Origin of the sequence: Jiangella aurantiaca (assembly GCF_004349105.1) — a bacterium.
Lineage (GTDB): Bacteria > Actinomycetota > Actinomycetes > Jiangellales > Jiangellaceae > Jiangella > Jiangella aurantiaca.
Genome location: NZ_SMLB01000047.1, coordinates 24,679 through 48,978, shown reverse-complemented (window position 1 = coordinate 48,978; position 24,300 = coordinate 24,679). Strand labels below are relative to the sequence as shown.

26 protein-coding genes are annotated in these 24,300 nt (G+C 73.3%); 12 read left to right on the top strand and 14 right to left on the bottom strand.

Annotated features, from left to right (window positions below):
* Positions 1-655: SDR family NAD(P)-dependent oxidoreductase (locus tag E1262_RS24310; RefSeq protein WP_132106493.1), on the bottom strand; the 655-nt coding region annotated here is incomplete at its 3' end.
* A gap of 86 nt (positions 656-741) precedes the next feature.
* Positions 742-1,332: a TetR family transcriptional regulator gene (locus E1262_RS24305; protein ID WP_132106491.1), complete on the bottom strand. Its 591-nt coding sequence runs from the start codon at positions 1,330-1,332 to the stop codon at positions 742-744.
* Between the two features lie 44 nt (positions 1,333-1,376).
* On the opposite strand from E1262_RS24305, the gene E1262_RS24300 reads away from it, so the two are divergent.
* Positions 1,377-2,801, top strand: coding sequence for an MFS transporter (locus E1262_RS24300; protein ID WP_203454339.1), 1,425 nt, complete (start codon positions 1,377-1,379; stop codon positions 2,799-2,801).
* Here the strand turns inward: E1262_RS24300 and E1262_RS24295 are convergent.
* Genes E1262_RS24295 through E1262_RS24285 form a run of 3 tightly spaced genes read right to left on the bottom strand, consistent with a single transcriptional unit; the run spans position 2,735 to position 4,958 of the window.
* The gene (locus tag E1262_RS24295; protein ID WP_132106489.1) at positions 2,735-3,166 is read right to left on the bottom strand and encodes a nitroreductase family deazaflavin-dependent oxidoreductase; all 432 of its coding nucleotides are present in this window, start codon (positions 3,164-3,166) and stop codon (positions 2,735-2,737) included. The genes E1262_RS24300 and E1262_RS24295 overlap by 67 nt on opposite strands.
* A gap of 59 nt (positions 3,167-3,225) precedes the next feature.
* Positions 3,226-4,458 carry an NAD(P)/FAD-dependent oxidoreductase gene (locus E1262_RS24290; RefSeq protein ID WP_132106487.1) on the bottom strand — a complete coding sequence of 411 codons (1,233 nt, stop codon included), beginning with the start codon at positions 4,456-4,458 and terminating at the stop codon, positions 3,226-3,228.
* The gene (locus E1262_RS24285; RefSeq protein ID WP_132106486.1) at positions 4,455-4,958 is read right to left on the bottom strand and encodes a winged helix-turn-helix transcriptional regulator; all 504 of its coding nucleotides are present in this window, start codon (positions 4,956-4,958) and stop codon (positions 4,455-4,457) included. The genes E1262_RS24290 and E1262_RS24285 overlap by 4 nt, the downstream gene beginning before the upstream one ends.
* Positions 4,959-5,036: 78 nt before the next feature.
* On the opposite strand from E1262_RS24285, the gene E1262_RS24280 reads away from it, so the two are divergent.
* Together E1262_RS24280 and E1262_RS24275 are read left to right on the top strand one after the other, a co-directional pair.
* Complete coding sequence (locus E1262_RS24280) at positions 5,037-5,462, top strand: nuclear transport factor 2 family protein (protein ID WP_162606052.1); 426 nt, start codon at positions 5,037-5,039, stop codon at positions 5,460-5,462.
* A 56-nt stretch (positions 5,463-5,518) separates the two neighbouring features.
* Complete coding sequence (locus E1262_RS24275; RefSeq protein ID WP_132106483.1) at positions 5,519-6,346, top strand: isocitrate lyase/PEP mutase family protein; 828 nt, start codon at positions 5,519-5,521, stop codon at positions 6,344-6,346.
* A 498-nt stretch (positions 6,347-6,844) separates the two neighbouring features.
* On the opposite strand, the gene E1262_RS24270 is transcribed toward E1262_RS24275, so the two are convergent.
* On the bottom strand, positions 6,845-7,663 hold the full coding sequence (locus E1262_RS24270; protein WP_132106481.1) for a phytanoyl-CoA dioxygenase family protein: 819 nt from the start codon (positions 7,661-7,663) through the stop codon (positions 6,845-6,847).
* Positions 7,664-7,821: 158 nt separating this feature from the next.
* Here E1262_RS24270 and E1262_RS24265 point away from each other — a divergent pair, with 158 nt between their 5' ends.
* Both E1262_RS24265 and E1262_RS24260 read left to right on the top strand, forming a co-directional pair.
* Complete coding sequence (locus tag E1262_RS24265; protein ID WP_162606051.1) at positions 7,822-8,658, top strand: AraC family transcriptional regulator; 837 nt, start codon at positions 7,822-7,824, stop codon at positions 8,656-8,658.
* Between the two features lie 38 nt (positions 8,659-8,696).
* Positions 8,697-9,380, top strand: a complete 684-nt coding sequence (locus E1262_RS24260) for a helix-turn-helix domain-containing protein (RefSeq protein ID WP_132106478.1) — start codon at positions 8,697-8,699, stop codon at positions 9,378-9,380.
* Positions 9,381-9,435: 55 nt separating this feature from the next.
* Here E1262_RS24260 and E1262_RS24255 read toward each other — a convergent pair whose 3' ends face one another.
* A complete protein-coding gene (locus E1262_RS24255) occupies positions 9,436-9,834 on the bottom strand; it encodes a VOC family protein (protein WP_132106476.1) in 399 nt (132 codons plus the stop codon).
* A gap of 83 nt (positions 9,835-9,917) precedes the next feature.
* On the opposite strand from E1262_RS24255, the gene E1262_RS24250 reads away from it, so the two are divergent.
* The 3 genes from E1262_RS24250 to E1262_RS24240 are packed head-to-tail and all read left to right on the top strand — an operon-like array spanning position 9,918 to position 12,020.
* The gene (locus E1262_RS24250; protein ID WP_132106499.1) at positions 9,918-10,280 is read left to right on the top strand and encodes an MmcQ/YjbR family DNA-binding protein; all 363 of its coding nucleotides are present in this window, start codon (positions 9,918-9,920) and stop codon (positions 10,278-10,280) included.
* Between the two features lie 32 nt (positions 10,281-10,312).
* Entirely contained in the window at positions 10,313-10,804 is a 492-nt protein-coding gene (locus tag E1262_RS24245; RefSeq protein WP_132106474.1) for a cation:proton antiporter regulatory subunit, read from the top strand.
* Between the two features lie 13 nt (positions 10,805-10,817).
* The gene (locus E1262_RS24240) at positions 10,818-12,020 is read left to right on the top strand and encodes a cation:proton antiporter (protein WP_132106472.1); all 1,203 of its coding nucleotides are present in this window, start codon (positions 10,818-10,820) and stop codon (positions 12,018-12,020) included.
* Here E1262_RS24240 and E1262_RS24235 read toward each other — a convergent pair.
* From E1262_RS24235 to E1262_RS24215, 5 genes are all read right to left on the bottom strand, one after another.
* Positions 11,983-12,987: a zinc-binding alcohol dehydrogenase family protein gene (locus tag E1262_RS24235; RefSeq protein ID WP_132106470.1), complete on the bottom strand. Its 1,005-nt coding sequence runs from the start codon at positions 12,985-12,987 to the stop codon at positions 11,983-11,985. The two genes, E1262_RS24240 and E1262_RS24235, sit on opposite strands and share 38 nt — an antisense overlap.
* A gap of 5 nt (positions 12,988-12,992) precedes the next feature.
* Positions 12,993-13,262, bottom strand: a complete 270-nt coding sequence (locus E1262_RS24230) for a Uma2 family endonuclease (RefSeq protein WP_132106468.1) — start codon at positions 13,260-13,262, stop codon at positions 12,993-12,995.
* 102 nt (positions 13,263-13,364) lie between these two features.
* A complete protein-coding gene (locus tag E1262_RS24225) occupies positions 13,365-14,216 on the bottom strand; it encodes an endonuclease/exonuclease/phosphatase family protein (RefSeq protein WP_132106466.1) in 852 nt (283 codons plus the stop codon).
* Positions 14,217-14,298: 82 nt separating this feature from the next.
* Positions 14,299-18,306 carry an AAA domain-containing protein gene (locus E1262_RS24220; protein ID WP_132106464.1) on the bottom strand — a complete coding sequence of 1,336 codons (4,008 nt, stop codon included), beginning with the start codon at positions 18,304-18,306 and terminating at the stop codon, positions 14,299-14,301.
* A gap of 303 nt (positions 18,307-18,609) precedes the next feature.
* Complete coding sequence (locus E1262_RS24215; RefSeq protein WP_132106462.1) at positions 18,610-19,185, bottom strand: helix-turn-helix transcriptional regulator; 576 nt, start codon at positions 19,183-19,185, stop codon at positions 18,610-18,612.
* Positions 19,186-19,342: 157 nt separating this feature from the next.
* Here E1262_RS24215 and E1262_RS24210 point away from each other — a divergent pair, with 157 nt between their 5' ends.
* On the top strand, positions 19,343-20,437 hold the full coding sequence (locus E1262_RS24210; RefSeq protein ID WP_132106460.1) for a M23 family metallopeptidase: 1,095 nt from the start codon (positions 19,343-19,345) through the stop codon (positions 20,435-20,437).
* Positions 20,438-20,510: 73 nt separating this feature from the next.
* Here the strand turns inward: E1262_RS24210 and E1262_RS24205 are convergent, their stop codons facing one another.
* Positions 20,511-21,869 carry a dihydrolipoyl dehydrogenase family protein gene (locus E1262_RS24205; RefSeq protein WP_132106458.1) on the bottom strand — a complete coding sequence of 453 codons (1,359 nt, stop codon included), beginning with the start codon at positions 21,867-21,869 and terminating at the stop codon, positions 20,511-20,513.
* 97 nt (positions 21,870-21,966) lie between these two features.
* Between E1262_RS24205 and E1262_RS24200 the strand changes: the two genes are divergently transcribed.
* Both E1262_RS24200 and E1262_RS24195 read left to right on the top strand, forming a co-directional pair.
* Positions 21,967-22,320 carry a YciI family protein gene (locus E1262_RS24200; protein ID WP_132106456.1) on the top strand — a complete coding sequence of 118 codons (354 nt, stop codon included), beginning with the start codon at positions 21,967-21,969 and terminating at the stop codon, positions 22,318-22,320.
* A complete protein-coding gene (locus E1262_RS24195) occupies positions 22,302-23,558 on the top strand; it encodes an RNA polymerase sigma factor (RefSeq protein ID WP_132106454.1) in 1,257 nt (418 codons plus the stop codon). Before E1262_RS24200 ends, E1262_RS24195 begins: the two co-directional genes overlap by 19 nt.
* A 57-nt stretch (positions 23,559-23,615) precedes the next feature.
* Here the strand turns inward: E1262_RS24195 and E1262_RS24190 are convergent, their stop codons facing one another.
* Positions 23,616-23,873, bottom strand: a complete 258-nt coding sequence (locus E1262_RS24190) for a type B 50S ribosomal protein L31 (RefSeq protein WP_132106452.1) — start codon at positions 23,871-23,873, stop codon at positions 23,616-23,618.
* 88 nt (positions 23,874-23,961) lie between these two features.
* On the opposite strand from E1262_RS24190, the gene E1262_RS24185 reads away from it, so the two are divergent.
* Positions 23,962-24,171 carry an FmdB family zinc ribbon protein gene (locus tag E1262_RS24185; RefSeq protein ID WP_132106450.1) on the top strand — a complete coding sequence of 70 codons (210 nt, stop codon included), beginning with the start codon at positions 23,962-23,964 and terminating at the stop codon, positions 24,169-24,171.
* Positions 24,172-24,300: the final 129 nt, after the last annotated feature.

Below are 24,300 nucleotides of genomic sequence, written 5' to 3'. Positions count from 1 at the left end.
CAACCCGCCCGACCCGCCCGACGGGGTGCAGCTGCCGCAGCTGCGCCTCGACCTCGGCGGCCGCCGACGGCGACAGTCCGGCGAGGTAGGCGTCGTAGCGCTCGGTGGCGATGGACCCCAGCGCGACGGCGTTGGCGCGGATGCCGCGGCCGCCGTACTCCACCGCCAGCGCGCGGGTCAGCCCTTCAACGGCCGCCTTGGCCGTGGCGTACGGCAGCGAGCCGGGGACCGCTCGCTGCGCCTGGTGCGACGACACGTTGACGATGGCGCCCCCCTGCCCGTGGGCGAGGAAGCGGCGCACCGCCGTGGTGCAGCCGACCACCACGGGGTCGAGGTTGAGCGCGATGAGCCGCGACGTCTCGGCCGCACCCGTCGAGTGGACCGACGCGTCGCGGAACACCGCCGCGTTGTTCACCCAGCCGGCCAGCGGCGCGGCCGACTCCGCGAGGTCGGCGGCGTGCCAGGCGACGCCCTCGTCGGACGCGCTGCCGGCGACCGCCAGCGCCCGGGGGCCGGCCGGGTGGTCGCGCAGCCAGCCGAGCGCCGTCGGGTCGAGGTCGAGCGCCACGACCGTGCCGCCGGTCTCGAGCAGCCGTTCCACGACGGCCCGGCCCACGCCGCGGCCGCCGCCGGTCACCACATACGAGCGGTCCATGCGTCCACCCTGCCACGAGGGCCCGACGGTCACGGCTCACCCGCCGCGACCACAGCGGTAGCCGCGCGATCACCCGCCCCGGCGGCTCACCGCCAGCCCGCCAGCACCGCGTCGACATCGGCACGCAGCCGATCGACCAGTGACCCGTCCGGACGCATCGCCCAGTCGACCTGAGTGCCGTGGACCAGCGCCGCCAGCACGCGGGCGACCACGTCGGCCGGCGGCGCTCCAGCAAGGCCACCCGCGCCGACGGCCTCCGCCGCCAGGTCGGCGAGCACGCCGCGGACCAGGTCCCGCTGCTCGGCGACACCGGCACGCAGCGCCGGGTCGGCGAGATCGGCACCGAGCTGAGCCAGATGGTTGGCGGCGGTCGCGGCGTCGGCGACCTGCTCGGTGCCCACGAGTGCGGCTGCGCGCAGCACTTCGACCGGTCCGGCCCCCGCGCGGGCCGCCGCGGCGCCGGCCGCCCGCATCCGGCCGGCCAGACCGGCGTTCTCCGTGGCCAGCATGGTTTCGAGCAGCCGCTGCTTGGACCCGAACCGCTCGGCGACAGTGGCCGTCGCGACCCCCGCCTCCTGCGCCACCTGGGCGAGAGTGAACCGCGGGCCGTGCCGCCCGATGGCCCGGCCGCAGGCGGCCATCAGCTGCTCGTCGGTGACTTTGCGCGGCCGTCCCACGACCGTTATTGAATCACAGTTCGGAAACGAGCTACTATCCGAATGTGAATTCGGAAACGAGACGGAACACGTTGCTCCTCGCCGTGCTCTGCGCGGCGCAGTTCGTGCTGATCATCGACGTCGTCATCGTCAACGTCGCGATCCCCGCCATCCAGGCCGATCTCGGCATCCCGGCGCGGTCGCTGCAGCTGACCGGCGTCGCGTACACCGTGACGTTCGGCAGCCTGCTGATCCTGGCCGGCCGCCTCGGCGACCTGTTCGGCCGGCGCCGGCCGCTGGTCACCGGGCTCACCGTGTTCACGGTCGCGTCCCTGGCCTGCGCTCTGGCGGCGGACGGCTGGCAGCTGTTCGCCGCCCGGGCCGCGCAAGGCGTGGGCGCCGCGTTGGTGTCGCCGAACGCGCTGGCGCTGCTGGTCGGCAGCTACCACGACGACCGCGAGCGCCACCGGGCGCTCGGGGTGTGGGCGGCCGTCGCGTCCGCCGGCGCGGTCGCCGGGCAGCTGCTCGGCGGAGTGATCACAGAGGCGGTGGGCTGGCGCGGCATCTTCCTCGTCAACCTGCCGATCGGGGCGGCGGCGATCGTGCTGATGCTGCGGGTGGTGCCGGCGACGGCGGCCGCCTCCGGCGGCGCACGGCGACGGCTGGACGTCACCGGCGCGGCACTGCTGACCGTGGTGCTCGGCGGCGTGAGCCTGCTCCTGGCCGACGTCGTCGAGCTGCCGGCCGCGGGCCTCGCCGCCGTCGCCGTCGTGCTCGCGGCCGCCGTCGTCGCCCTGGTCCGCACCGAGCGGCGGCACCCGGATCCTGTCGTTCCCGGGTTCCTGCTCCGTGCCCGGCCGGTCCTGGTGGCGAACGCATCACTGCTGCTCAGCGCCGGCGCGCTGGGCGCCACCTTGTACGTCGCGTCGGTGGTGATGCAGACGTCGATGGGCTACGGGCCGCTGCACACTGGGCTCGGGTTCGCGCCGATCACCGTCATCGTGCTGCTGGTGTCACCGCAGGCCGGAGCCCTGATCGAACGCTTCGGAGCGCCGCGGCTGCTGGTCGCCGGCGCGGCGCTCGGCGTCGCGGGGACGGTGGTGCTCGCGGCGGGCGCGGGTGTCGCCGACGACTACTGGACCGGCGTGCTCCCCGGGCTGGCTCTGCTCGCGATCGGCAGCGGCCTGTCGTACGCGCCGACGTTCGCGCTGGCCACTGCCGTACCCGCGGAGCAGCACGGCCGCGCGTCCGGGCTGGTCAACACCGCGCAGGAGATCGGGTCGGCGGCCGGGCTGGCGACCTTGGGCGCGCTGGCCGCGGCCGCGGCGTCCGGCGGCGCGCTGGTCGAACCGGTGGTCGGCTACGGGGGCGCCGCGGCGACGCTCGCGGTGGCCGGGCTGCTCGCGCTGACCCTGCGCGACGGTCAGGACGGCGGCGCCGGTGGCTCCAGGAAGACCACGGGGATGACGCGGTCGGTGTTGGATTCGTAGAGCCGGTAGCCCTTGTAGGCGGCGAGCACCCGCGGCCACCAGACCGCCCGCTCCTGCGGCGTCGCCGTCCGGGCCCGGGCCGGCCACCGCCGGCCGCGCACCTGCACGGTGACGTCGGGGTGCGCGACGAGATTCGTGTACCACTGCGGATGCTGTGGCCGGCCGCCCCATGACGCGATGACCACCAGGTGCTCGTCGTCGTGCAGGTAGAGCAGCGGGACGGTGTGCGGCCGCTCGGTCCGTGAGCCGGTCGTGGTGAGCAGCAGCATGTCGTTGTGGACGAGGCGCCGGCCCAGCACGCCGCGGGTCGCCCGGTACAGCCAGATGTGCAGCCGGGACAGTCGCCGGGCGGTCACGTCGCGCACGGCTGTATCCCTTCCCTCGTGGGCCTCGCCGCCGTCCGGGACCTCGCGGTCGGCTTCGGCTAGGTGTCGTAGACCTCGTCGAGCGGCACGGCGGGGTTGGCGAGCTTGACCTCGTCGACCGGGTTCCCGGACCGGATCAGCGCCTTGATCGGCTCACCGACGTCCCACACGTTGACGTTCATACCCGCGACGACCCGGCCCTCACGCAGCCAGAACGAGACGAACTCGCGCGCTGCGACGTCGCCGCGGTAGGCGACCTCGTCGTAGTTGTCCGGCGTGACCAGGCCGTGGAACTCCATGCCGAGGTCGTACTGGTCGGTGTAGAAGTACGGCAGCTCGTCGTAGACGGCGTCGCCGCCGAGCATCGTCGACGCCGCGACCGCCGGCTGGTTGAGCGCGTTGGCCCAGTGCTCGACCCGGATGCCCGCCCCGAGCAGCGGGTGGTCGGCCTCGGCGATGTCGCCAGCGGCGACGATGTCCGGGTCGCTGCTCTGCAGGCGGGCGTCGACGACGACCCCCGAGCGCACGCGCAGCCCGGCCGCGGCGGCCAGCTGCAGGTTCGGAACGGCGCCGACCCCGACGACGACGGCGTCGGCCTCGAGGCGGCCGCCGTCGGCGAGGACCGCGCCGCTGACGCCGTCGCCGTCGACGGTGAACCGCTCGATGCCGACGCCGGTCCGCAGCGTGACGCCATGCGCGGTGTGCAGGTCGGCGAAGACGCGGGCCAGCTCCGGGCCCAGCGGGCCGAGCAGCGGCAGCTCCTGCGCCTCGACGATGGTGACCTCGACGCCGGCCGTGCGGGCGGCCGCGGTGACCTCGAGGCCGATCCAGCCGCCGCCCACCACGAGCAGCCGCCGCACCGACCCGACGGCCGCCTTGATGGCGTCGGAGTCGGGCAGCCTGCGCAGGTAGTACACGCCGGCGGCGTCGGCGCCGGGGATGCTCAGGCGGCGCGGGCTGGAACCGGTGGCCAGCAGCAGCTTCGCATAGCGCACGGTGCCGCCGTCGTCCTGGACGACGGTGTGGGTGCGGGGATCGATCTCGACCACCGTGGTCCCGAGCCGCAGGTCGACGTCGTGCCGGGCGTACCAGCCCTCGTCGTGGACGAACGCACTGTCGCGTTCGTCGTTGCCGAGGAGGTAGCCCTTGGACAGCGGTGGGCGCTCGTAGGGGCGGTCAGGCTCGTCGCCGATGAGCACGAGCGGGCCGTCGTAGCCCTGTTCGCGCAGCGCCTCGGCGCCCTTGGCCCCGGCGAGTCCGCCGCCGACGATGACGAATGGCTGCTCGGTCACCCCGCCACGCTACCGGTCAACCGCTCGGCCAGGACGGCGGTTCCCGGAGCATGTCGGCCGCCCGGTCCCGGCCGGACGGTGACGGCGTCGTCGGTCAGCTCGCCTCCGCACCGGTCGCAGGCGACCACCGGGGTGGTCCGGTGGCCGCAGGTGTCGTGCACCAGGAGCATCGGCGGGCCGTCCGGGGCGAGGTGCCGGTCGCCCCACGCCATCAGCGCCAGGACGACGCCGTAGAGGTCGCGGCCGGCGTCGGTGAGGTGGTAATCGTGCCGCACCGGCGCCCGCTGGTAGACCTCACGGACGACCAGCCCGGCGTCGACCAGCCGGTCCAGGCGGTCGGCCAGCACGTTCGTGGCGACGCCGAGGTCGCGGCGCAGCTCGTCGTAGCGGGTGAGGCCGAGGAAGAGGTCGCGCAGCACGAGCAGCGCCCATGGATCGCCGACGACGCCCGAGGTGCGGGCGATCGAGCAGGCGACGGAGGCGAACCGTTCTCTGTCCACGGCTCGAGCCTAGTCACTTGCGGTTCGCAAGTGATGACTTCTAGGGTGGCTTGCAATTCGCAAGCGAGGAGGTTCCCGGTGTACCACACGATCGTCCGGGCCAAGGTGCGCCGGCTCTGGGCCCGCATCGCCGAGACCGGGGACTACCGGCTCGCCGTCGCGCAGGCGGCGCCGGACGTGCGGTTCCGCTTCGTCGGCGACTCCTCGTTCGGCGCGGACCTGCGTGGGCGCGACGAGTTCGCCCGCTGGTTCGCCCAGGCGGCCGAGACGCTGCCCGGCCTGCGGCTGCGACCGACCGAGATCGTCGTCAAGGGCTGGCCGTGGAACACCACCGTGGTGGTGCGGCTCGCGGTCAGCGCGACACTGGCCGACTGCAGCGCGTACACCAACGAGGGCGTGCAGTGGGTCCGGATCCGCTGGGGCCGCATGGTCGACGACTACGTGCTGGAGGACACGGCTCGGCTGGCGGCCGCGCTGGAGCGGCAGCGGGCCGCGGCCGGGTGAGCGTCGACGACGGAAACCCGCCGGACATTGTCGGACCCGGCTGATTCACTGCGGTCATGACGACTCTTCCAGACACCGCTGAGCTGTTCGGGTCGCTGCATCGCCCCGGGTCGCCGTTGCTGCTGCCGAACGCCTGGGACCCACTCAGTGCCCGGCTGGTGGAGGCCGCCGGTGCGTCCGCGGTGGCCACCACCAGCGCCGGGGTTGCGTGGGCCCTCGGCACGGCCGACGGCGACCACATCGACCGCGACAGCGTGCTGGCGCTGACCCGCCGCATCGTGGCGGCGGTGAGCGTCCCCGTCACCGCCGACGTCGAGAGCGGGTTCGGCGCCAACCCCGACGAGGTCAGCGTCACCGTCGACGGCGTCCTTGCCGCCGGCGCCGTCGGCGTCAACATCGAGGACGTCCACCCCGACGACCCGAGCGCGCTGCGCGACCCACGCGCGCAGGCCGAACGGCTGGCCGCCGCCCGTGCGGCCGCCGACGCCGCCGGCGTGCCGTTCTTCGTCAACGCCCGGATCGACACCTATTTGCGGTCCGTGGGCGACCCGGCCGATCGGTTCGCCGACACCGTCGCGCGGGCGCGGGCCTATCTGGCGGCCGGTGCCTCCGGCATCTTCGTCCCCGGCGTCGTCGACCTGCCGACGGTAACCCGGCTGGCCGCAGAGATCGACGGTCCGCTCAACGTGCTCGCCGGCCCGAGCGCTCCGCCGGTCGCCGAGCTCGCGGCCGCCGGAGTGGCCCGCATCAGCCTCGGCTCGTCCGTCGCCTCGGCGGCGTACGCGGTCGCCCAGCGGGCCGCGCGGGAACTGTTCGCAGACGGCACGTACACCTCACTGGAGGGCGGGCTCGCCTACGGAGAGCTGAACGCACTGATGTCGTGAGACCGGCGGGTCGATCATTCAGGGCTCTCCGACCGATCCGTGGGTCATCTCACCTGTGAGCGGCTGCGGTGGATGACGACGGTCGAGGCGTCGCGGCGTTGGTGACGTGACCGTGCCAGTGTCGTGGGCTGTTCGGTGCTGTCGGTGACGCGGTGTTGCCGGTCTCGCCTTCTACAGAGCGCGTGACACGTTGCCGGTTCGCCGGGTGGCTCGCCGCGTTGGCCTGGGAGGTTCGTTCCCTTGGCCGTCCCCTGCTGCCCATTCTCTTGGCCGCGCGCGGAGTGGGCTCGGATTCGTGGGCGTCTGTCACGCCGGAACGGGCCGGCGTACGTCGCCCCCAGCGCCAACCACCGACAGTCTCTCCCCCGTTGATCTTGGAGTTGTTCGGCCATCGTGGGGCGATATGTCCGATAGATGGCCGAACAACTCCAAGATCAACGAACGGGGCGGGGGAGCGGGAGAACGCCTAGTGAAGGGTGGCGCGCACGGGAGCCCTGTTCAGCGCCGGTAGAGCTCCGGGTTGAGCGGGCTGGCCGCTAGGTCACCCGGCTTCAGTCCCGGGAACGACGCCGCGAGGTCGCCTGCCTGGTTCTCGTTGACCGGCTCGGCGACCACCATGTCGGCGTCGATGTAGATGATGGTCATCACGCGGCGCGGGTCGGCGGCGACGTTGGGGCCGGCGTGGTGGAACGTCCAGCCCAGGTGGAAGCTGGCGTCGCCCGGGGCGAACGGCTCGTTGACCACGGGCAGGTCCTGCTCGGCCAGCGCCACCTGCATGGCCGCCTCTGACTCGTCGCTGATCGGCAGGTCGCGGCCGAACTCGAACCGATGGCTGCCGGCGGCGAACGACAGCGGCCCCAGCTCCAGCGGGGTGTCCTGCAGCGGCAGCCAGATCGTGCCGCACCGGTCGGTCGACAACGGCCAGTAGTACTGGTCGGCGTGCCAGGGCGTGATCCCGCCGCCGGGCTCCTTGTACAGCGCCTGGTCGTGGTAGAGCCGCACGCCCTCGACGCCGAGGAGGTCGGCGGCGATCCGGGCCAGCCGGCGCGAGTACACCAGCTCTCGCACCAGGTCGCTGTGCCGCCACAGGTTACCCACCTGCAGGAACGCCTTGTCGTACGTCGATCGCTCGGCCATCGGCAGGTGCATGGTGTTCAGTTCGATCACCTTCGCGGTGATCTCCGGCTCGAAGTGCCGGACGACGTCGGGGTCGAACACGCCGGGCAGGTGGACGAAGCCGTCCCGCTCGAACGCGGCGATCCGGTCCGGCGCGAGGTCGTAGGGGGTGTCGAGGGCGGTCGGCGACGTGGTGGTCATCGGTCCTCCAGGGAGCGGTACGGTCTCGGCTGGGCCCACGTCCATGCTCCGGGCCCGCGCCCGGCCACACCACGTCACCGATGACGACTTCCGGTACTCTCACGCTCGGTTCGGGCGGCGGGATCGCCGTAAGGCGCTCGCACCGTATCGTCGAGCCCATGCGTCCCGCTCTGGAGCACGTCGGCACCACGGGCGGCCTGTCCTGGAAGCGGCACCTCTACCGCACGTCTGCGTTCCGGTTCAGCTGGCACTTCCACCCGGAGATCGAGCTGACGCTGATCACCGCGGGCTCGGGGACGCGGTACGCGGGCGACAGGATCGAGCCGTACGACCCCGGCCAGCTCACCCTGCTCGGTGCCGGCGTGCCGCACGCGTTCGTGTCCGCGGCGCCGGGACGCCACGAGGCGGTGGTGATCCACTTCCGGCCGGACTTCCTCGGCCCGCGGCTGTTCGACGTGCCGGAGTTCGAGGCGGTCGGTGCGCTGCTTGCCGCCGCCGGGTACGGACTGGAGCTGCCGGCACCGGAGCCGACGATCCACCGGCTCGTCGCGCTGACCGGGCGGACCGGCGCCGACGGCACGCTCGGTCTGCTGGACGTACTGGTCGGGCTGGCCGACGGCGGGCCAGGACGGTCGCTGGCCAGTCCCGGCTACCGCTCGCCGGACCGTCCGGACGGCCGCCGCCGGATGGACGACGTGTTCGGGTTCCTGCACGCCCGCTACGGCGAGCCGATCGCCCTCGGCGACGTCGCCGCCGTCGCCCACCTGTCGCCGGCCGCGTTCAGCCGGTTCTTCCGCCGCGCGACCGGCCGCACGTTCACCGCTTACCTCACCGAGCTCCGCATCGGCGCCGCCTGCCGGCTGCTCACCGAGAGCGACCGCGCCGTCGCGGACATCGCCGCGTTCTGCGGGTTCGGCAACCTCTCGAACTTCAACCGGCGCTTCCGCGAGCTCAAGGCGATGACGCCGCGCGAGTACCGCGCCCGCTTCGGCTGACGGCGGCGCGTGTCGGTGCCGGATGGCACAGTGGAGGTATGTACCGCGAGCGACCGTCCACCATCGCGCACGCGGTGGTCTGGTCCTCGACCGTGGCGACGGCCGAGGAGCACCGGGTGCTGCCCGACGGCTGTCTCGACCTGCTGTGGTCCGGTGGCCGGCTGATGGTGGCCGGGCCCGACACCGTCGCGCACTTCGCGTCGTGGCGGCCCGGCACGCCGTTCGTCGGGCTGCGGCTCGGCTCCGGGGTCGGCCCGCGGCTGCTCGGCCTGCCGGCGCATGAGCTGCGCGATCAGCGGGTCCCGCTCGACGCGCTGTGGTCCGGCGCCGAGGCGCGCCGGTTGGCCGAACGGCTCGCCGACGCGGCCGACCCGGGCGCGCTGCTGGAAGAGGTCGCCGTGGCCCGTCTCGACGACGCGCCGCCGGCCGACCCCGTCGTGGAGCGGGTGGCATCGCGGCTGGGGCAGGGCGCCACCGTCGGCGCCGTCGCCCGCGAGGTCGGGCTGAGCGCGCGGCAGCTGCACCGGCGCAGCCTCGACGCGTTCGGATACGGGCCGAAGACGCTGGCCCGGATCCTGCGGCTGAACCGCGCGCTCGAGCTGGGCCGGTCCGGCACGCCGGCGGCCGACGCCGCGTATGCGGCCGGGTTCGCCGATCAGGCGCACCTGTCCCGCGAGGTGCGCTCGCTGACCGGCGTCACGCTCATGGCGCTGGTCGCCTAGCCCAGGCCGGCCGCGAGGTTCCAGGCGGCGGCGAGTCCCACAAGGGGTGAGGAGCCTAGCCGCCCGGCAGGGCGGCGTAGAAGTCGACGCCGTTGCCGTCGGGGTCGTGCACGACGGCGTAGCGCTGGCCCCAGAACGCGTCCCACGGCTCCAGGTGGCCCTTGGCGCCGGCGGCGATCATACGCTCGTAGGCGGCGTCGACGCTCGCCGGGTCGCCGCAGTCGAAGGCGAGACTGCCATGACCGCCCGTGGTCGGGGTGAAGCCCGAATCGAACGAGGCGATGGTCTCGTGGGTGTCGAGCAGCAGCCTCACGCCCGGCGCGAGCGGGATCTCGACGTGCGGCTGGGCCTCGGCGCCGTCGGGCACCTCGAGACCGAGGGACCGGTAGAACTCCACCGAGCGGGTCATGTCGGCGACCGCGAACCCGATGGCGGTGAAACGTGGCTGTGTCATGCCCTCGACGTTACGGGCCGCCGCTCGTCGCCGTCTTGAAGGAATCGGACGCCGCTACGCTGACGGCTGTGGCGCACCCGCGGATGTACAGCGACGACGACCCGTACCTCGCCGAGCTGCGCGCGGCCTGCCTCCGATTTCCCGAGGCGGTCGAGGTCGAGGCGTGGGGCCGGCCGACCTTCCGTGCTGGGAAGAAGATGTTCGCCGTCTTCGAGGGCAACGACGCGCACCCGTTCGGGCTGATCTTCAAGCCCGACCCGGCGGACCGCCCGGCATTGCTGCAGGACCGGCGCTTCTACGTGCCCGCGTATTACGGCCCCAGCGGCTGGCTGGCCCTCGACTTCACCGCCGCCGACGTCGACTGGGCCGAGGTCAGCGAGCTGCTGGACGGCTCGTACCGGCAGGTCGCGCTGCAGCGGATGCTCAAGGCGCTGGACGCTCGCTGAGCCGGCGCCGCGCCAGAGGTAATGTCGAGGGCGTGGCAGTGCGTATCGAGCAGGTCGATCTGCCGGGCATCGGGGTGCGGCACGACGTGCTGACGGAGTCCGGCCGACGGGTCAGCGTCCTGACGCAACGCTCCGGCGAGCGCACGCTGGCCGTGTTCGACGTCGATGACCCCGACTCCTGCCGCGACCCGATCACGCTCACCGACGACGAAGCCGAGGCGCTGGCCGAACTGCTCGGCGCGTCGGTGATGCTCGGCCAGCTCTCGGCGCTGCGCGACGCCGCCGGCGTGTACACCGAGCAGATCGTCATCGCGGCCGATTCGCCGTTCGTCGACCGGCCGCTCGGCGACACCCGTGCGCGCACCCGCACCGGCGCGTCCATCGTGGCGCTGCTGCGGGACGGCAGCGTCATCCCGTCGCCGGGCCCCGAGACCCCGCTCCAGGCCGGCGACAACGTGGTCGCGGTCGGCACCCGCACCGGCCTGGACGCGCTCACCCGGCTCATCGCCGACGGCGCGAACTGACCTCCGCCCCCTGATGGCGGAGACCACCACGCTGCTGATCGAGATCGGCGCGCTGCTGCTGGCCATGGGGTTGCTCGGCCGGGTGGCCGGCCGTTTGGGGCTGTCGCCGATCCCGCTGTACCTGCTGGCCGGGCTGGCCTTCGGGCAGGGCGGGCTGCTGCCCTTGTCGGCCAGCGAAGAGTTCTTCGAGGTGGGCTCCGAGGTCGGCGTGATCCTGCTGCTGGTCATGCTGGGCCTGGAGTACTCGGCCGGTGAGCTGCTGACGAGCATCCGCAGGTCGGCGCTGGCCGGGGTGTTCGACGCCTTGCTCAACGCGCTGCCCGGTGCGGCGTTCGCGCTGTTGCTGGGCTGGGGTCCGGTGGCCGCCGTGGCCCTGGCCGGCGTCACCTGGGTGTCGTCGTCGGGCGTCATCGCGAAGGTGCTGCGCGACCTGGGCCGGCTGAACAACCGCGAGACCCCGGTGGTGTTGTCGATCCTGGTCATCGAGGACCTCGCGATGGCGTTCTACTTGCCGGTGCTGTCCGCGCTGGTGATCGGCGCCGGGCTGGCCGAGGGGGCCCGGACGCTGGCCATCGCGGTGGCCGCGGCGGTGGTCATCCTCTACGTCGCCCTGCGATACGGCCGGATCATCTCGACGTTGTTCTCGCCACGGCAGCGTGAGGCCCTGCTCCTGGGCGTGCTCGGGCTGACCATGCTGGTCGCCGGACTGGCCGAGCAGGTGAACGTGTCGGCGGCCGTCGGGGCGTTCCTGGTCGGCATCGCGATCTCCGGTCCGGTGGCCGAGCACGCGTCCGAGCTGCTGACGCCGCTGCGTGACGTCTTCGCGGCGGTGTTCTTCGTGTTCTTCGGGCTGACCACCGACCCGGCCGACATCGGCCCCGTCCTGCTGCCGGCCCTGGCGCTCGCCGTCGTCACGACGGCGACGAAGGTGCTCACGGGTTACCTCGCGGCCCGGCGGGTCGGGATCGCCGAGCCCGGACGGTGGCGTGCCGGGCTGGCGCTGGTGCCGCGCGGCGAGTTCGCCGTGGTCATCGCCGGCCTGGCCGTGAGCGCCGGCATCGAACCGACGCTGGCGCCGCTGGTGACGACGTACGTGCTCATCACGGTCGTGAGCGGGCCGCTGCTCGCCCGGGTGACCGACAGTGCGCGGTTCCGGGCCGCGCTGCGGCAGCGGGCGCTCAGCCGAGGGCGGGAAGCAGTACCGCCGCTCCCTTGACGGCGCCGGTGGCGAGGTCGCTCAGCGCCTGGTCGGCGTGGCCGAGCGGGTACGGCGTAGTGGTGACCCGCAGCCGGTGCTCGCCGGCGAAGCGCAGGAACGCCCGCGCGTCGTCGCGGGTGTTGGCGGTGACGCTGCGCAGCTGCCGCTCCTGGAACAGGTGTAGCTGATAGTTCAGCGGCGGCACGTCGGTGAGGTGGATGCCGGCGACGGCGAGCGTGCCGCCGCGGTCGAGCGCGGCCAGCGCGGCCGGCACGAGACCGCCGACCGGCGCGAACAGGATCGCGGCGTCGAGCGGCTCCGGCGGCGGGTCGGCCGCGCTGCCGGCCGAGGTCGCGCCCAGCTCGAGCGCCAGCCGCTGCGCCGCCGGGCTGCGGGTGAAGACGTGCACAGTGGCGCCCTGGGCCAGGGCGACCTGGGCGGCGAGGTGGGCACTGGCGCCGAACCCGTACACCCCGAGCCGGCCGCCGGGTGGGAGATCGGCGCGGAGCAGCGCGCGGTAGCCGATGATGCCGGCGCACAGCAACGGCGCCAGCTCGACGTCGTCGTAGCCTGACGGCAGCGGCAGCGCGTAGGCGGCCGGGACGGTGGCGTACTCGGCGTACCCGCCGTCGGCGTCCCAGCCGGTGTAGACGGAGTTCGGGCAGAGATTCTCCGCATCCCGCAGGCAGAAGGCGCAGGTGCCGTCGGTGCCGCGCAGCCAGGCGATACCGACGCGGTCGCCCGGCCCGAACTCGCCGGCGCCGGGCGCCGTCACGACCTCGCCGACGACCTCGTGACCGGGGACGATGTGCGGACGGTGCACCGGCAGGTCGCCCTCGGCGACGTGCAGGTCGGTGCGGCAGACGCCACAGGCCAGGACACGGACCAGGAGTTCGCCGGGGCCGGGGACGGGGATCGGGTCGTCGACGAGGGTCAGCGGCCGGGTCGCCATCGGGCCGGGCGACGTCACCCGCCAGGCGCGCATCGCCGTCAGTCGAGCGACAGCAACGCGCCGACGTCGACGCTCAACGGGACCGGGTGCTCGACGGCGACGACGCCGGACCCGCGCGCGACCTCCTTGTACGCGCCACCGACCAACTTGTAGGCGACGAACCGGCCGTCGTCCTCGGCTGCCGGATCGATGATCCAGTACGCCGGGATACCCGCGTCCTGATACTCGGACAGCTTCATGACCCGGTCAGCACGACGTGACCCTGGCGAGACGATCTCCACCACAGGCAAGACCTCAGAGCGAGTCATACCGCCACGATACGCAGATCGACACCCTCACGCACTTGCCCGAATCCGCCGGCCCGGTTGCCCGAACCGGCGGATCCGCGGCTCAGGAACTTGCCCTACCGATCAATTCCCCAGGCCGACGTGGGAACCGGGCAGGAGGACATCCGCCTTGGCCGGCAGGTGGTCCGACGCGTCCGTCGACACCACGGCGGCGGTCCGCACGATCACGTCGTCGGACGTGAGGACGTAGTCGATGCGGGCGTTCGGGTCCTCGGCCGGGTAGGTGTTGCCGTCGCCGACGCCAGCGGCCTCCCAGGTGTCGACGAGCTCGTCGACCAGCGCCTGGATCTCCGGCGCCTCCGGCCGCGCGTTGAGGTCGCCGAGCAGCACGACCGACTCGTCCGGCTCGCCCATCAGCTGCTCGATCGCCGCGACCTGTTCCAGGCGCTCGTTGGCGTCGTTGTGCTGTAGGTGGGTGTTGTAGACCGTCACCCACACGCCGCGCACGTTGATGCGGGCGCGCAGCAGGCCGCGCTGCTCGTGCCCCTCGTACCTGGGCAGGAACGTGTTGTCCCATTCGCGGATCGGCCGCTCGCTCAGGATCGCGGTGCCGTACTGGCGGCGCGGCTGTCCCGGCTGCAGCGGATCCTGGTCGAGGTTGGCGCCGTAGACGACGTGCATGTCCAGCTCCTCGGCGAGCCAGGCGGCCTGGTCGACGAAGTCGCTGCGCTCCCCCCAGTGCCGGTCGACCTCCTGCAGGCCGACGACGTCGACGCCCTCGGTCTTGATGACGTCGGCGACCCGCTGCAGGTTCAGCAGATTGTCCGTGCCGACACCGTGGTGGATGTTGAAGCTCATGACGGTGAGCGGCCGGTCGCGGGGCGACGGGTCGGCCGACGAAGCGGGCAGAGCGGTCCCGGCCATCAGTCCCAAGACTGCCAGAGTGGCGGGCAGGGCGGTGCGGAGAATGCGCATGGTGGGGTCCCTTCGACGTCACGGCGCGTGACGTCGAGCTTTCCCGCCTCTGATGACTTCTAGACAAACCTGCCGCAAACGGTCAGTCGAGCAACCCGTCGATCGGCTCCCCGGAGCGAACCTGCCACGTCGGCACCCGCAGCACCCGGGTCACCGGCGGCAGCCCCGACTCCGGCACCAGCCCGGTCAGCAGCCGGCGCCGGCGCAGCAGCAGCCGCAAGTGCCGGGCGGCGTCCTCGCCCGGCCAGCCGCGGTCGAGCAGCACGGCGGTGCTGCTCGACGGGGTCCGCACCAGCACATCGACGCGGTAGCCGTCGACGACGGCGTTCGGCTCGGCCTCGGTGTGCCCGGCCGCGGCCAGCCGCTGGCACAGCAGCTCGACCAGCGGGTCGGTGAAGACGGCCGACTCCAGCGGCGCCGCCGGGTTGGGGCGGACGTGGAAGGACCGAACGGCGGACATCCGGGCCAGCAGCGCCGGCAGCCCGGCCTGCCGCGACCAGAACCCATGCTGCCCTACGGTGACGACGTGCGCACGGGTGCGGCCGAGCGCCGCGCTCCACAGCTCCGCCTGGCCCTGCGCCCAGCGGACCGTCTGCTCCGGCATCCCCTCACCGGCGACCAGCGACAGCACGACGGCGTCGCAGTCGACCGGGTCGCCGTCGGCCACGCAAGACACCGGCACCGGCTCGAACCGGAACAGCGATCGCAGCTCCTCGGCCTGCGCCCGGAACGGGGTGACGACGGCGACCGTGGCGTCGTCCGGGAGCTGGTCGCGCAGCTCCTTGACCGCCCACACGACGCGGTCGATCTCGGCCTGGTTGCGCCAGGACCCGCCGTTGGTGCCGCGTTCGGGCGTGCCGGTGACGTCCTCCCAGAGCAGCAGCGTCGCGTCGCCGGTCTCGGCGTCATGCGCCCGCGGCAGCGCGCCGACGTCGGTGACGACCGTCAGCCGGCCCTCGTAGAAGTGCTCATCGATGATGCGGGCGATGCCCGGGTGCGCGCCGTTGTGCTCGTCGAGCAGCAGCGGCTCCTCGACGTTGGGCAGCGCGGCATCGAAGACGGAGTCGCCGCGGAACGACAGCCGCCGCTCGGCGAGGAAGCCGGCGCTGAGCCCAGCGCCGCGGCGGGCGCGGCGCAGCCGGTGGTCGCTGAGCGCGGGTGCGCGCAACCGCTGCCGCGGGTCGCCGACGACCAGCGCGCGACGGGCGCGGAACAGTAGCGGCAGCGCGGCGGAGACCGGGCAGTGGTGCGCGTCGTCGATGACCACCAGGTCGAACATGCCTGGCTCCAGGGCCAGCTGCCCGGCGTCCTGCGGCGTGACGGCCCAGCCGCCGAGGTGGCTGAGCAGCTCGCGGTGGCTGACCTGGCGGTTCCGCCCGCCAGGCTCCAGCGCGATGCGACGCGCCTCGAGCCGCTCGCGGGCGGTGCCGGCCTGCTCCGCGACGACGACGGTGAGCAGCTCCGTGGACAGCTCGGCCACCCGTGCGGACAGCTCGCGGCCCTCGAGGTCCAGGGCGTCGTCGCTGACGGCGAGCACCTCGCGCCGGTCCTCGCGCAGCCGCTCCTCGGCCCGCGCGAACAGCAGCAGCGAGTCGAAGGCGACCGGGTCGAGCAGCGGCTCGCGGGCGGCGTCGGCGTCCGTACCGGCGTCGGCGATGGCGCGCAGGAAGGCAAGCACCAGGTTGCGCCGGCGCAGCCCGCCCATCAGGTGGGTCTCGGTGAGCGTCCGCGCCCGTTCGATCCAGTCGGCCAGCCCGGCGTCGTCGCCGCGCCAGGCGGCGGCCAGCACGTCGACCGGCACCCCCAGCCGCTCGGCCGCGGTGGTCCGCGCGGCGGTGGTCTTGCGCAGCAGCGTCTCGAGGTCGTTCCGCTCGACCAACCGGTCGCGCCAGGCCCGGACCTGCGCCTGGGCGGCAGCGAGCTCGGCGGCGACGGCGCCGCGGATGCGGCCGCGCGACTCGTCCTTGGTCGAGCGGAGCAGCTCGCGGACGATCTGCTTCTCCTCGGCCCGAGCCTGCGCGTCGCCGGTCTTGATCAGCAGGCCGGTGGCGAGCGTGCCGCACCGGTCGGCCAGCCGCTGCAGCGCGGCGTCGTCGGCCGAGGCGACCAGCACCTTCTGCCCGGCGGCGACCGCGGTGGCGACGACATCCACGAGCAGGTCGTCCTTGCCGGTCCCCGGCGGCGCCGTGACGACGGTGAGCGGCCGCGACATGGCCGCCGTCAGCACGGCCTCCTGGCTCTCGTTCAGCTCGACCGGCAGCACGGGCGCGACGGCGGTGCGGGTCGTCGTCCGCCAGCCGACCGGCTTGCCGAGGAACTCCAGCGCAGTGCCGGGCACGTCGGGCAGCCGCTCCCCCAGCTCGGCGAGCTCGGCGGAGACGGCCTGCTGCGCGGCGCGCTCGGACTCCACGTACAGGACGCAGGCAGTGTTGTGCACGCCGGTGCGGTTGGCGGTCTTCTGGTCGACGGCGCCGAGCACCGCCGGGTCGAGCCGGCTCAGCTCCTCCAGGCCCAGCCGCTTCAGCAGCTGCCGGATCGCCACCAGCAGCTGGTCGCGGTCGCCGGGCTTCCAGCTCTGCCGCCAGGCCGCCAGAACGCTGGCCGCCTCCTGGTCGTCCAGGCAGGCCTGCAGGATGCCGGTGTGCGGGAGCACCGGCCCGATCGGACGCAGTGCGGCGGCACCGCGGGCGTCGACGGTGACCTCGGCCCGGCGGACCAGCAGCGGCGCGACCGTGGACTGCGCCAGCGGGTCGCCCGAGTTCCGGCGGCCGGCGCCGGCGAGCGTGACGACCGGGTACCCGTACCAGACGTCACGCTCCTTCCAGTCGAACGTGTCGACGCCGGCCGGCGCGAGCGTCGTCGCCTCGGCGCCGCTGATCAGCACCTCGGCGCCGTCGGTCATCGGAAACCAGTCGATGGACTCAGCGCCGCGCACCGGCAGCGCCTCAGGCGACGGCGCCTCGGCCAGGCAGGCGCGGTAGTAGGCGATGACCTCGCGCCAGCCGGGGTCGGCGACCTGGTCACCGTGGTCGCCGCCCGGCGCACCGGCGCCGCCGGCCGCGTCCGCGGTCCCTGGCGTGGCGACGGCGACGGCCCCGCCCTCGCCGGCCGGCGTGCCGCGGCCGTCACGGCTCTCGCGCCGGCCGGTGCCGTCGAGCAGGCTGAGCGCCCGCACCGCCGACCGGGCGATGACGTGGTTGCCGGTGACGGCCAGCGTCGACGTGGCCGGCAGCTGCTCGGCCGGCACGCCCTGCGCGGTGAGCTTCGCGGTCAGGTACATGGCGAGGTCGTCGGCCGTGACCCACGGACCCAGGCCGTCCTTCACCCGGCCGGTGCGCAGGCCCTCGACGATCTCGCCGGTGAACCGGGACGTGCCCAGCTGCGGGATCGGCTCGGCCATGGCGGCCGCGGGCTGCGGGGCCGGCGATGCCGAGATGACGTAGACGCCGGCCGGCTCGAGCATGACCTGCCGGCGCTGGACGGCGAACCGGTCGGTCTCCGGGCCCGGCAGGCACGCGTCGAGCAGCACGACCTTGCTGGCCGCCCGGCACTCCTGCAGCTGGTCGCGAAGGAAGTCGGCCGGGACGGCGGTGCGCTCGAGGTCCGCGGGATCGGTGTCGGCGGCGGCGAGATAGAGCCGTCCGTCGGCGCCCGACACCTGCGCGTAGCCGGTCAGGTACACCAGCACGGTGTCGGCCAGCGCGCGCTCGTCGAGGAACGTCTCGACCGCCCGCATGATCTCGCCGCGGCTGCCGTCGGCGACCACCTCGCACGTGTCGACCATGCCCACGTCGGCACGCTCAAGGACCTGCCGCAACTGCCGCAGCCCGGCCGCCGCCGTCGGCAGCAGCGGATAGCCGGCGTGGTCGTGGACGGCCGTGCCGATCAGCAGAGCGGCACGGTCGCCGGCGGGCAGCCGGCGGCGGTCCGGCATGGCCGGAGTGGCGGCCGGCTCCAGGGCAGACGGGAAGCGCAATGACGCCTCCGGCGTACGCCGCGGCGGCGCCGGAAGCGTCACCGTGGCCGGACGGACGGCCACGAATCGGTTTCGGGCGGGCTCGGTCCGCACATGCATCGACGGCTCGTTCATCAGGCTCCCTCGCGTCTGGCCTGCCGGCGGCGAACACCCCGTTCACCAGCGGTTCTCTCGCAGACTAGGTACGCATCGCGACGTATGTCGGATCTTGGAGCAATATGGTCCGAACACCCGATGGAGTACTCGGACGAGAGGATCGTGGTGATCTAGAAAACAATCGCGTATAAGCCCGTCGACTTATTCGATCATCTTCTCCGGCCGCGAGTTGATCACGTCAAGCACGGGTGTTCGCTTCACCAGGCATGCATTGCTCGTAACCGCGAACACGCCTAGCCCGACGGCCATCGGACCCGTCGATCAGGGGACGAGCGGCCGGCGGCGCCTGGTCTGGCGGGCGGCCCAGTGATCGATGACCGGCCGGGTCCACAGCGGCACCCGCTGGTTCAGCGTCACGACGGGCGGCGGCATCTGGTGGCGGGCGTGGTAGGCGTTGACGGTGCTGCGGGTGACGCCGAGCACGCGGGCGATCGTCGATGCCGTCAGGAGGGCCGCCGGATCGAGCTCCGGCGCCCAGAGACCCACGACGACCGTGGAGCGGGCCAGGATCTCGTCCACCGGCACGCCCACTGTGGGCGACGCGGCGTCGAGCGTTCCCAGCGGGATACACCAGCGCAGCTCCGGGCGCGCGTCGGGACCCTCCAGCCAGTCGCGGTCCAGCAGGACGAACTCGCCGTCGTCCCGGGTGACCCGCGGGGCGCCTGCGTAGCGGCGGCCGAACGTCACGTCCTCGGCTCCCGGGACCGGCCTCCTGGTGGCCGTGTAGACCCAGGTTCCAGCGGTGCGCAGGTAGTTGCCGCCACCGGCGACGAGCTCGGCATCGGGCCAGGTCAGAGGGCGCAGAGCGGTCTCCAACTCGGCTCCGGCGTCGAGCATGTGTGCCTCCTGCCACTACAGCCATTGGTTGTATATCGGGCAAAGCCCGCTTACAGTAGCCGCCGATGACCGCAGACAGGAAGGGCCCCGAGTGAGGAGACGATCTCTGGGGCCGATCGTGGCCGCAGCTGTCACCGCCGGATGTCTCACCTGGGGAATGACGTCCTCGACGGCAGCGCCCGATCTCCGAGCAGCGTCCACCGTTCCCTCGGTCGAGGAGGCTCAGGCCGACCTCGAGGCCGCGCAGGCGGCGTTCACCGAGGCGCAGCAGGCCGAGCAGGCCGCCCAGCAACGCGCCGAGCAGGCCAGCCAGGCCGCCGCCAACGCCCGGACCGTTGCCGAGCAGTCGGCCGCCCGTGCTGAGCGGGCGCGTGGCGAGAGCACCGCCGCCGCCGCGGCGGCTGAGAACGCCCGCGAGACGCTGGGCCGGCTGGCCGCGCACGCGTACATGAACAACTCCGAGCTCACCGGCCTCATGCAGCTCGGCATCGCCGACCCTGACGAGTTCCAGGCCCGGTCGACCGGCGTGTCGGAGCTCATGCGGGTCCAGGACGGCGTGCTCGCGCAGGCGGCGGAGTCGCGTGCCAACGCCACCGACGCCGCCAGCCGGGCCGACGGCCACGCGGCCGCAGCGGCGGAGTCCGCCGCCGCCGCCACCGAGCTGGCCGAGCAGGCCACCGCCGCTCTCGACGATGCGTCGGCGGCGACCGCCGCAGCCAGCGAGCAGCTGCAGCAGATGCGCGAGATGCACGCCGAGGCTGAGCGCGCGGCCCAGGAGCGCGAGGAGGCCGAGAACCAGCCCGACCGCGGCGACCGCGACGAAGGCTCCACCGAGGCACCTCCACCTAGCGGCGACGGCGTCTTCCAGCGCCCGTCGAGCGGCAGCGTCACGTCGCCGTACGGCATGCGGGTGCACCCGCTGACCGGTGTGTACAAGCTGCACAGCGGCACCGACTTCGGGGCGTCGTGCGGCTCTCCGGTGTACGCGGCCTATCCCGGCACCGTCGAGTCGACCGGTTACGAGGGCGCCTACGGCAACCGCATCGAGATCGCGCACGGCGAGATCGACGGCATGGACGTCACGACGACGTACAACCACCTGTCGGCGTTCAGCTCCAGCCCGGGGCAGACCGTGGCGGCCGGCGACCTCATCGGCCGGGTCGGCACCACCGGGTCGTCGACCGGCTGTCACCTGCACTTCGAGGTGCTGGTGAACGGCGAGTTCACCGACCCGATGGCGTGGCTGTCCTGACCACCGGCGGCGATTCCCCTTTCCCTTCCGGGACTCGCCGCCGCGTTGGGACCTCGCGGTCGGCGGAACCCCGCTAGCCCAGCTCGCGCAGGGCGTCTTGGATACCGCGGTGGATGGTCGGGTACGCGTAGATCATGTGCCGCAGCCGCTCGACCGGCACTCTGCCGTGCACCGCGACCGCCAGCGCGCCCAGCACCTCACCGCCGGTCGGCCCGGCCGACGTGGCGCCCACAAGGACACCCTCGCCGGCGTCGGCGACCAGCTTGATGAAGCCGTCGTTGCCGGCCTTGTGGATCCAGCCGCGTGACGTCGACGGGACCTGCGTGCTGCCGGTCCGTACGTCGAGTCCCTGGTCGCGCGCCTGCGCCTCGGTGAGGCCGACGGCGCCGATCTCGGGGTCCATGAAGGTCACCCGGGGCAGCGCGCGGTAGTCGGCCGGCGGGCCGTCCTGACCGAGGATGTCGCGGGTGACGATGTCGGCCTGGTACGTGGCCAGGTGCGTGAACGCGCCGTGCCCCGTGACATCCCCGACGCCCCACAGCTTCTCGCCGGCCCGGAGGTGGTCGTCGACCTGGAGGAACCGGGCCGACGGGTCCAGCCCGACGGTATCGACGCCGAGAACCGACAGGTCGCTGTGGCGCCCGACCGCGACCAGCAGCTTCTCGCCGCTCAGCTCGGTGCCGTCGTCGAGCGTGACGGTGAACTCCTCGCCGTCGTGCCGCACCCCCCGCGCCCCGGCGCCTACCCGGACGTCGACGCCGTCGGCGGCCAGCACGCGGGCGGCCAGCTCGGAGGACTCCGGCTCCTCGATGGAGACCAGCCGGTCGGCCATCTCGATGACCGTGACCCGCACGCCGAACCGGACCAGCGCCTGCGCGAACTCGAGCCCGATGGCGCCGCCGCCGAGCACCAGCAGCGAGGCCGGCAGCTCCTTGGCCTGGACGGCGTCGCGGTTGGTCCAGTACGGCGTCTCCGCCAGACCGTCGATGGGCGGCACCGTCGGCGCCGTGCCAGTGCCGATGACGACCCCGCGGCTCGCGTCGTACACCGTCCCCCCGACCTCGACCCGGCCCGGACCGGAGAGCCGGCCCCAGCCGCGCACGAACAGGCCGCCCTTGCCGGTGAGGCGATCGACGGCGACCTGGTCGTTCCAGTCGTCGGTGGCCTCGTCGCGGATCCGCGCGGCCACCGGGCCCCAGTCCGGCCTGACGTCGGCGTGGCCAGACATGCCGTCGACCCGCCGCGCCTCGGCCAGCAGATCGGCCGCTCGGATCATCATCTTGGTCGGGACGCAGCCGTAGTAGGGGCACTCGCCACCGACCAGGTGACCCTCGATGCCGACCACGTTCAGACCCGCCTCGGCGAGCGATCCGGCGACCTGCTCGCCACCGACGCCGAGCCCGAGTACGACCACATCGACCTGCTCGCTCATCACACCTCCAGTCGTTGCCGCCGAGCCTATGTCGATTCCGGGGCGCCTCGTTCGTCAACGGTGATAGACAGCCACCGAGACGGAAGGACGAGGCGTCATGAAGTACATGCTCATGCTGTTCGAGCCGGACACCGACTGGGACGCGGTTCCGGAAGCCGAGCGCACGGCGGCCCTGGACGAGCACGCGGCGTTCATCGCCTACCTGGACAGCCGCGGCATCGAGCACTCCGGCGCGGCGCTGCGGCCGTCGACGACGGCCACCACCTTGCGGCCGGCCGGCCCTGATCAGGACATGCTGGTGACGGACGGCCCGTACGTCGAACTGAAGGAGAACCTCGCCGGCTTCTACGTCGTCGAGGCCGCCGATCTCGACGACGCCGTCGAGATCGCCCGGCGCTGCCCGACCGGCACCGGCACGGAGATCCGGCCGCTGTGGGACGCGACGAACTGACCGACGCGGTCGCCGACGCGCACCGCCGTGGCTGGGCGAGGGTCCTGGCCACGGTGGTGCGCGTCACGCGCGACCTCGACGCCGCGGAGGACGCTGTCCAGGAGGCGTTCGCCGCGGCCGTCGAGCTCTGGCCGGTCCAGGGCGTGCCGGACGACACGACCGCCTGGCTGACGACCGTCGCCCGCAACCGCGCCCTCGACGCGCGGCGGCGCGAGCGGACGCTGGCCCGCAAGCTGCCGCTGCTCATCGTGCCCGGCGAGGACGCACCGATGGACATCGAGCCGATCGAGGACGAGCGGCTGCGGCTGGTCTTCACCTGCTGCCATCCGGCGCTGTCGCTGCCGGCCCGGGTCGCGCTGACCCTGCGGCTGGTCTGCGGCGTGCCGACGCCGGACGTCGCCCGGCTGTTCCTGGTGTCGCAGCCGACGATGGCGGCCCGGCTGACCCGGGCGAAGAAGAAGATCCAGGCCGCCGGCATCCCGTACAAGGTCCCGGCGGCGCACGAGCTGCCGGACCGGCTGCCGGCCGTGCTGGCCGTGGTGTCGCTGCTGCTCACCGAGGGCCACACGGCGTCGCGCGGCGAGTCGCTCGGCCGGCCGGAGCTGGTCCGGACGGCGACGGAGCTGGCCGAGGTGCTGGCCGACCTGATGCCGGACGAGGCCGAGGTGCTGGGCCTGCTGGCGACGGTGCGGCTGGCGGCGGCCCGGAGCGCGGCCCGGCTGGACGGCGGCGGGCTGGTTCTGCTGGCGGACCAGGACCGGTCGGCGTGGGACCGCGGGCTGATCGAGCAGGGCTGTGAGCTTGCCGCACGGGCGATGCGGCGGTCGATGCCGGGGCGTGCCGGCCCGTACGCGCTGCACGCGGCGATCGCGGCGGTGCACTCGGAGGCACCGACGTACGAGGCGACCGACTGGGCGCAGATCGTCGCGCTCTACGACCTGCTGCTGGCGACGGCGCCGTCACCGGTGACGGAGTTGGCCCGGGCGGCCGCGCGGTCGCACGTCACGGGGCCGGCGGCGGCGCTGGACGAGGTGACGGCGCTGGCCGCCGACCCGCGGCTGGGCGAGTACTACGGGGTGCCGGCGCTCCGGGCCGACCTGCTGCGGCGGCTGGGCCGGAATGCGGAAGCGGCGGCCTCCTACGAGGAGGCCGCCGCGTTGACCGCCAACGAAGTGGAGCGGTCCTACCTGCTGACTCAGGCGGCCGAGCTGGGCGGCAGGGGATGCCGGCAGGGGTAGGCTCGGGCGTCCGAGCGAGGAACGAGCGAGGCGGGCGGGGACGGCATCCCCCGCCGCTCAGCTGGCAGCCGAGCTCGCGCGGTAGCGCCGGCGGAACTTCTCCACCTGGCCCGCGGAGTCCAGGATCCGCGTCTTGCCCGTGTAGAACGGGTGGCTCGCGGACGAGATCTCCACATCGACGACCGGGTAGGTGTTCCCGTCCTGCCACACGACGGTCTGCTCGGTGCGGGCGGTCGAGCGGGTCAGGAACGCCATGCCGGCGTCGGCGTCGCGGTAGACCACCGGGCGGTAGTCGGGGTGGATGTGGTTCTTCACGACAGCCTCCTTCTGATTGTCGTTCTCAACAACGCGCCACGAGGCCGGGACATTCCCGCCCGCGCCGCCGGCCGGTATCCTCGATGACGTGCCGACCTACGAGTTCCGCTGCCGCGCCTGCGGCTCCACCTTCGACGTCGTCCGGCCCATGGCCGACTCAGGCGCCGCGGCACCGTGCCCGGCGGGGCACGACGACACCGTGAAGCTGCTCACCACCGTGGGCCTGGCCGGCAGGGCCGACGCCGCACCGTCGGGTGGCGGCACGGGCTGCTGCGGCGGTGCCTGCGGCTGCGGCTGAGCCCGCCCGGCCCCGCCTCCTCGCGAAACCCCCTTCCCCGGCATCGCCGTACGTGCTTAACTGAGATTGATTCTCAGACTCGAAGCACGCGAGGTAACCATGACGGCTTCCCGACCGCGCCCGGGCGGC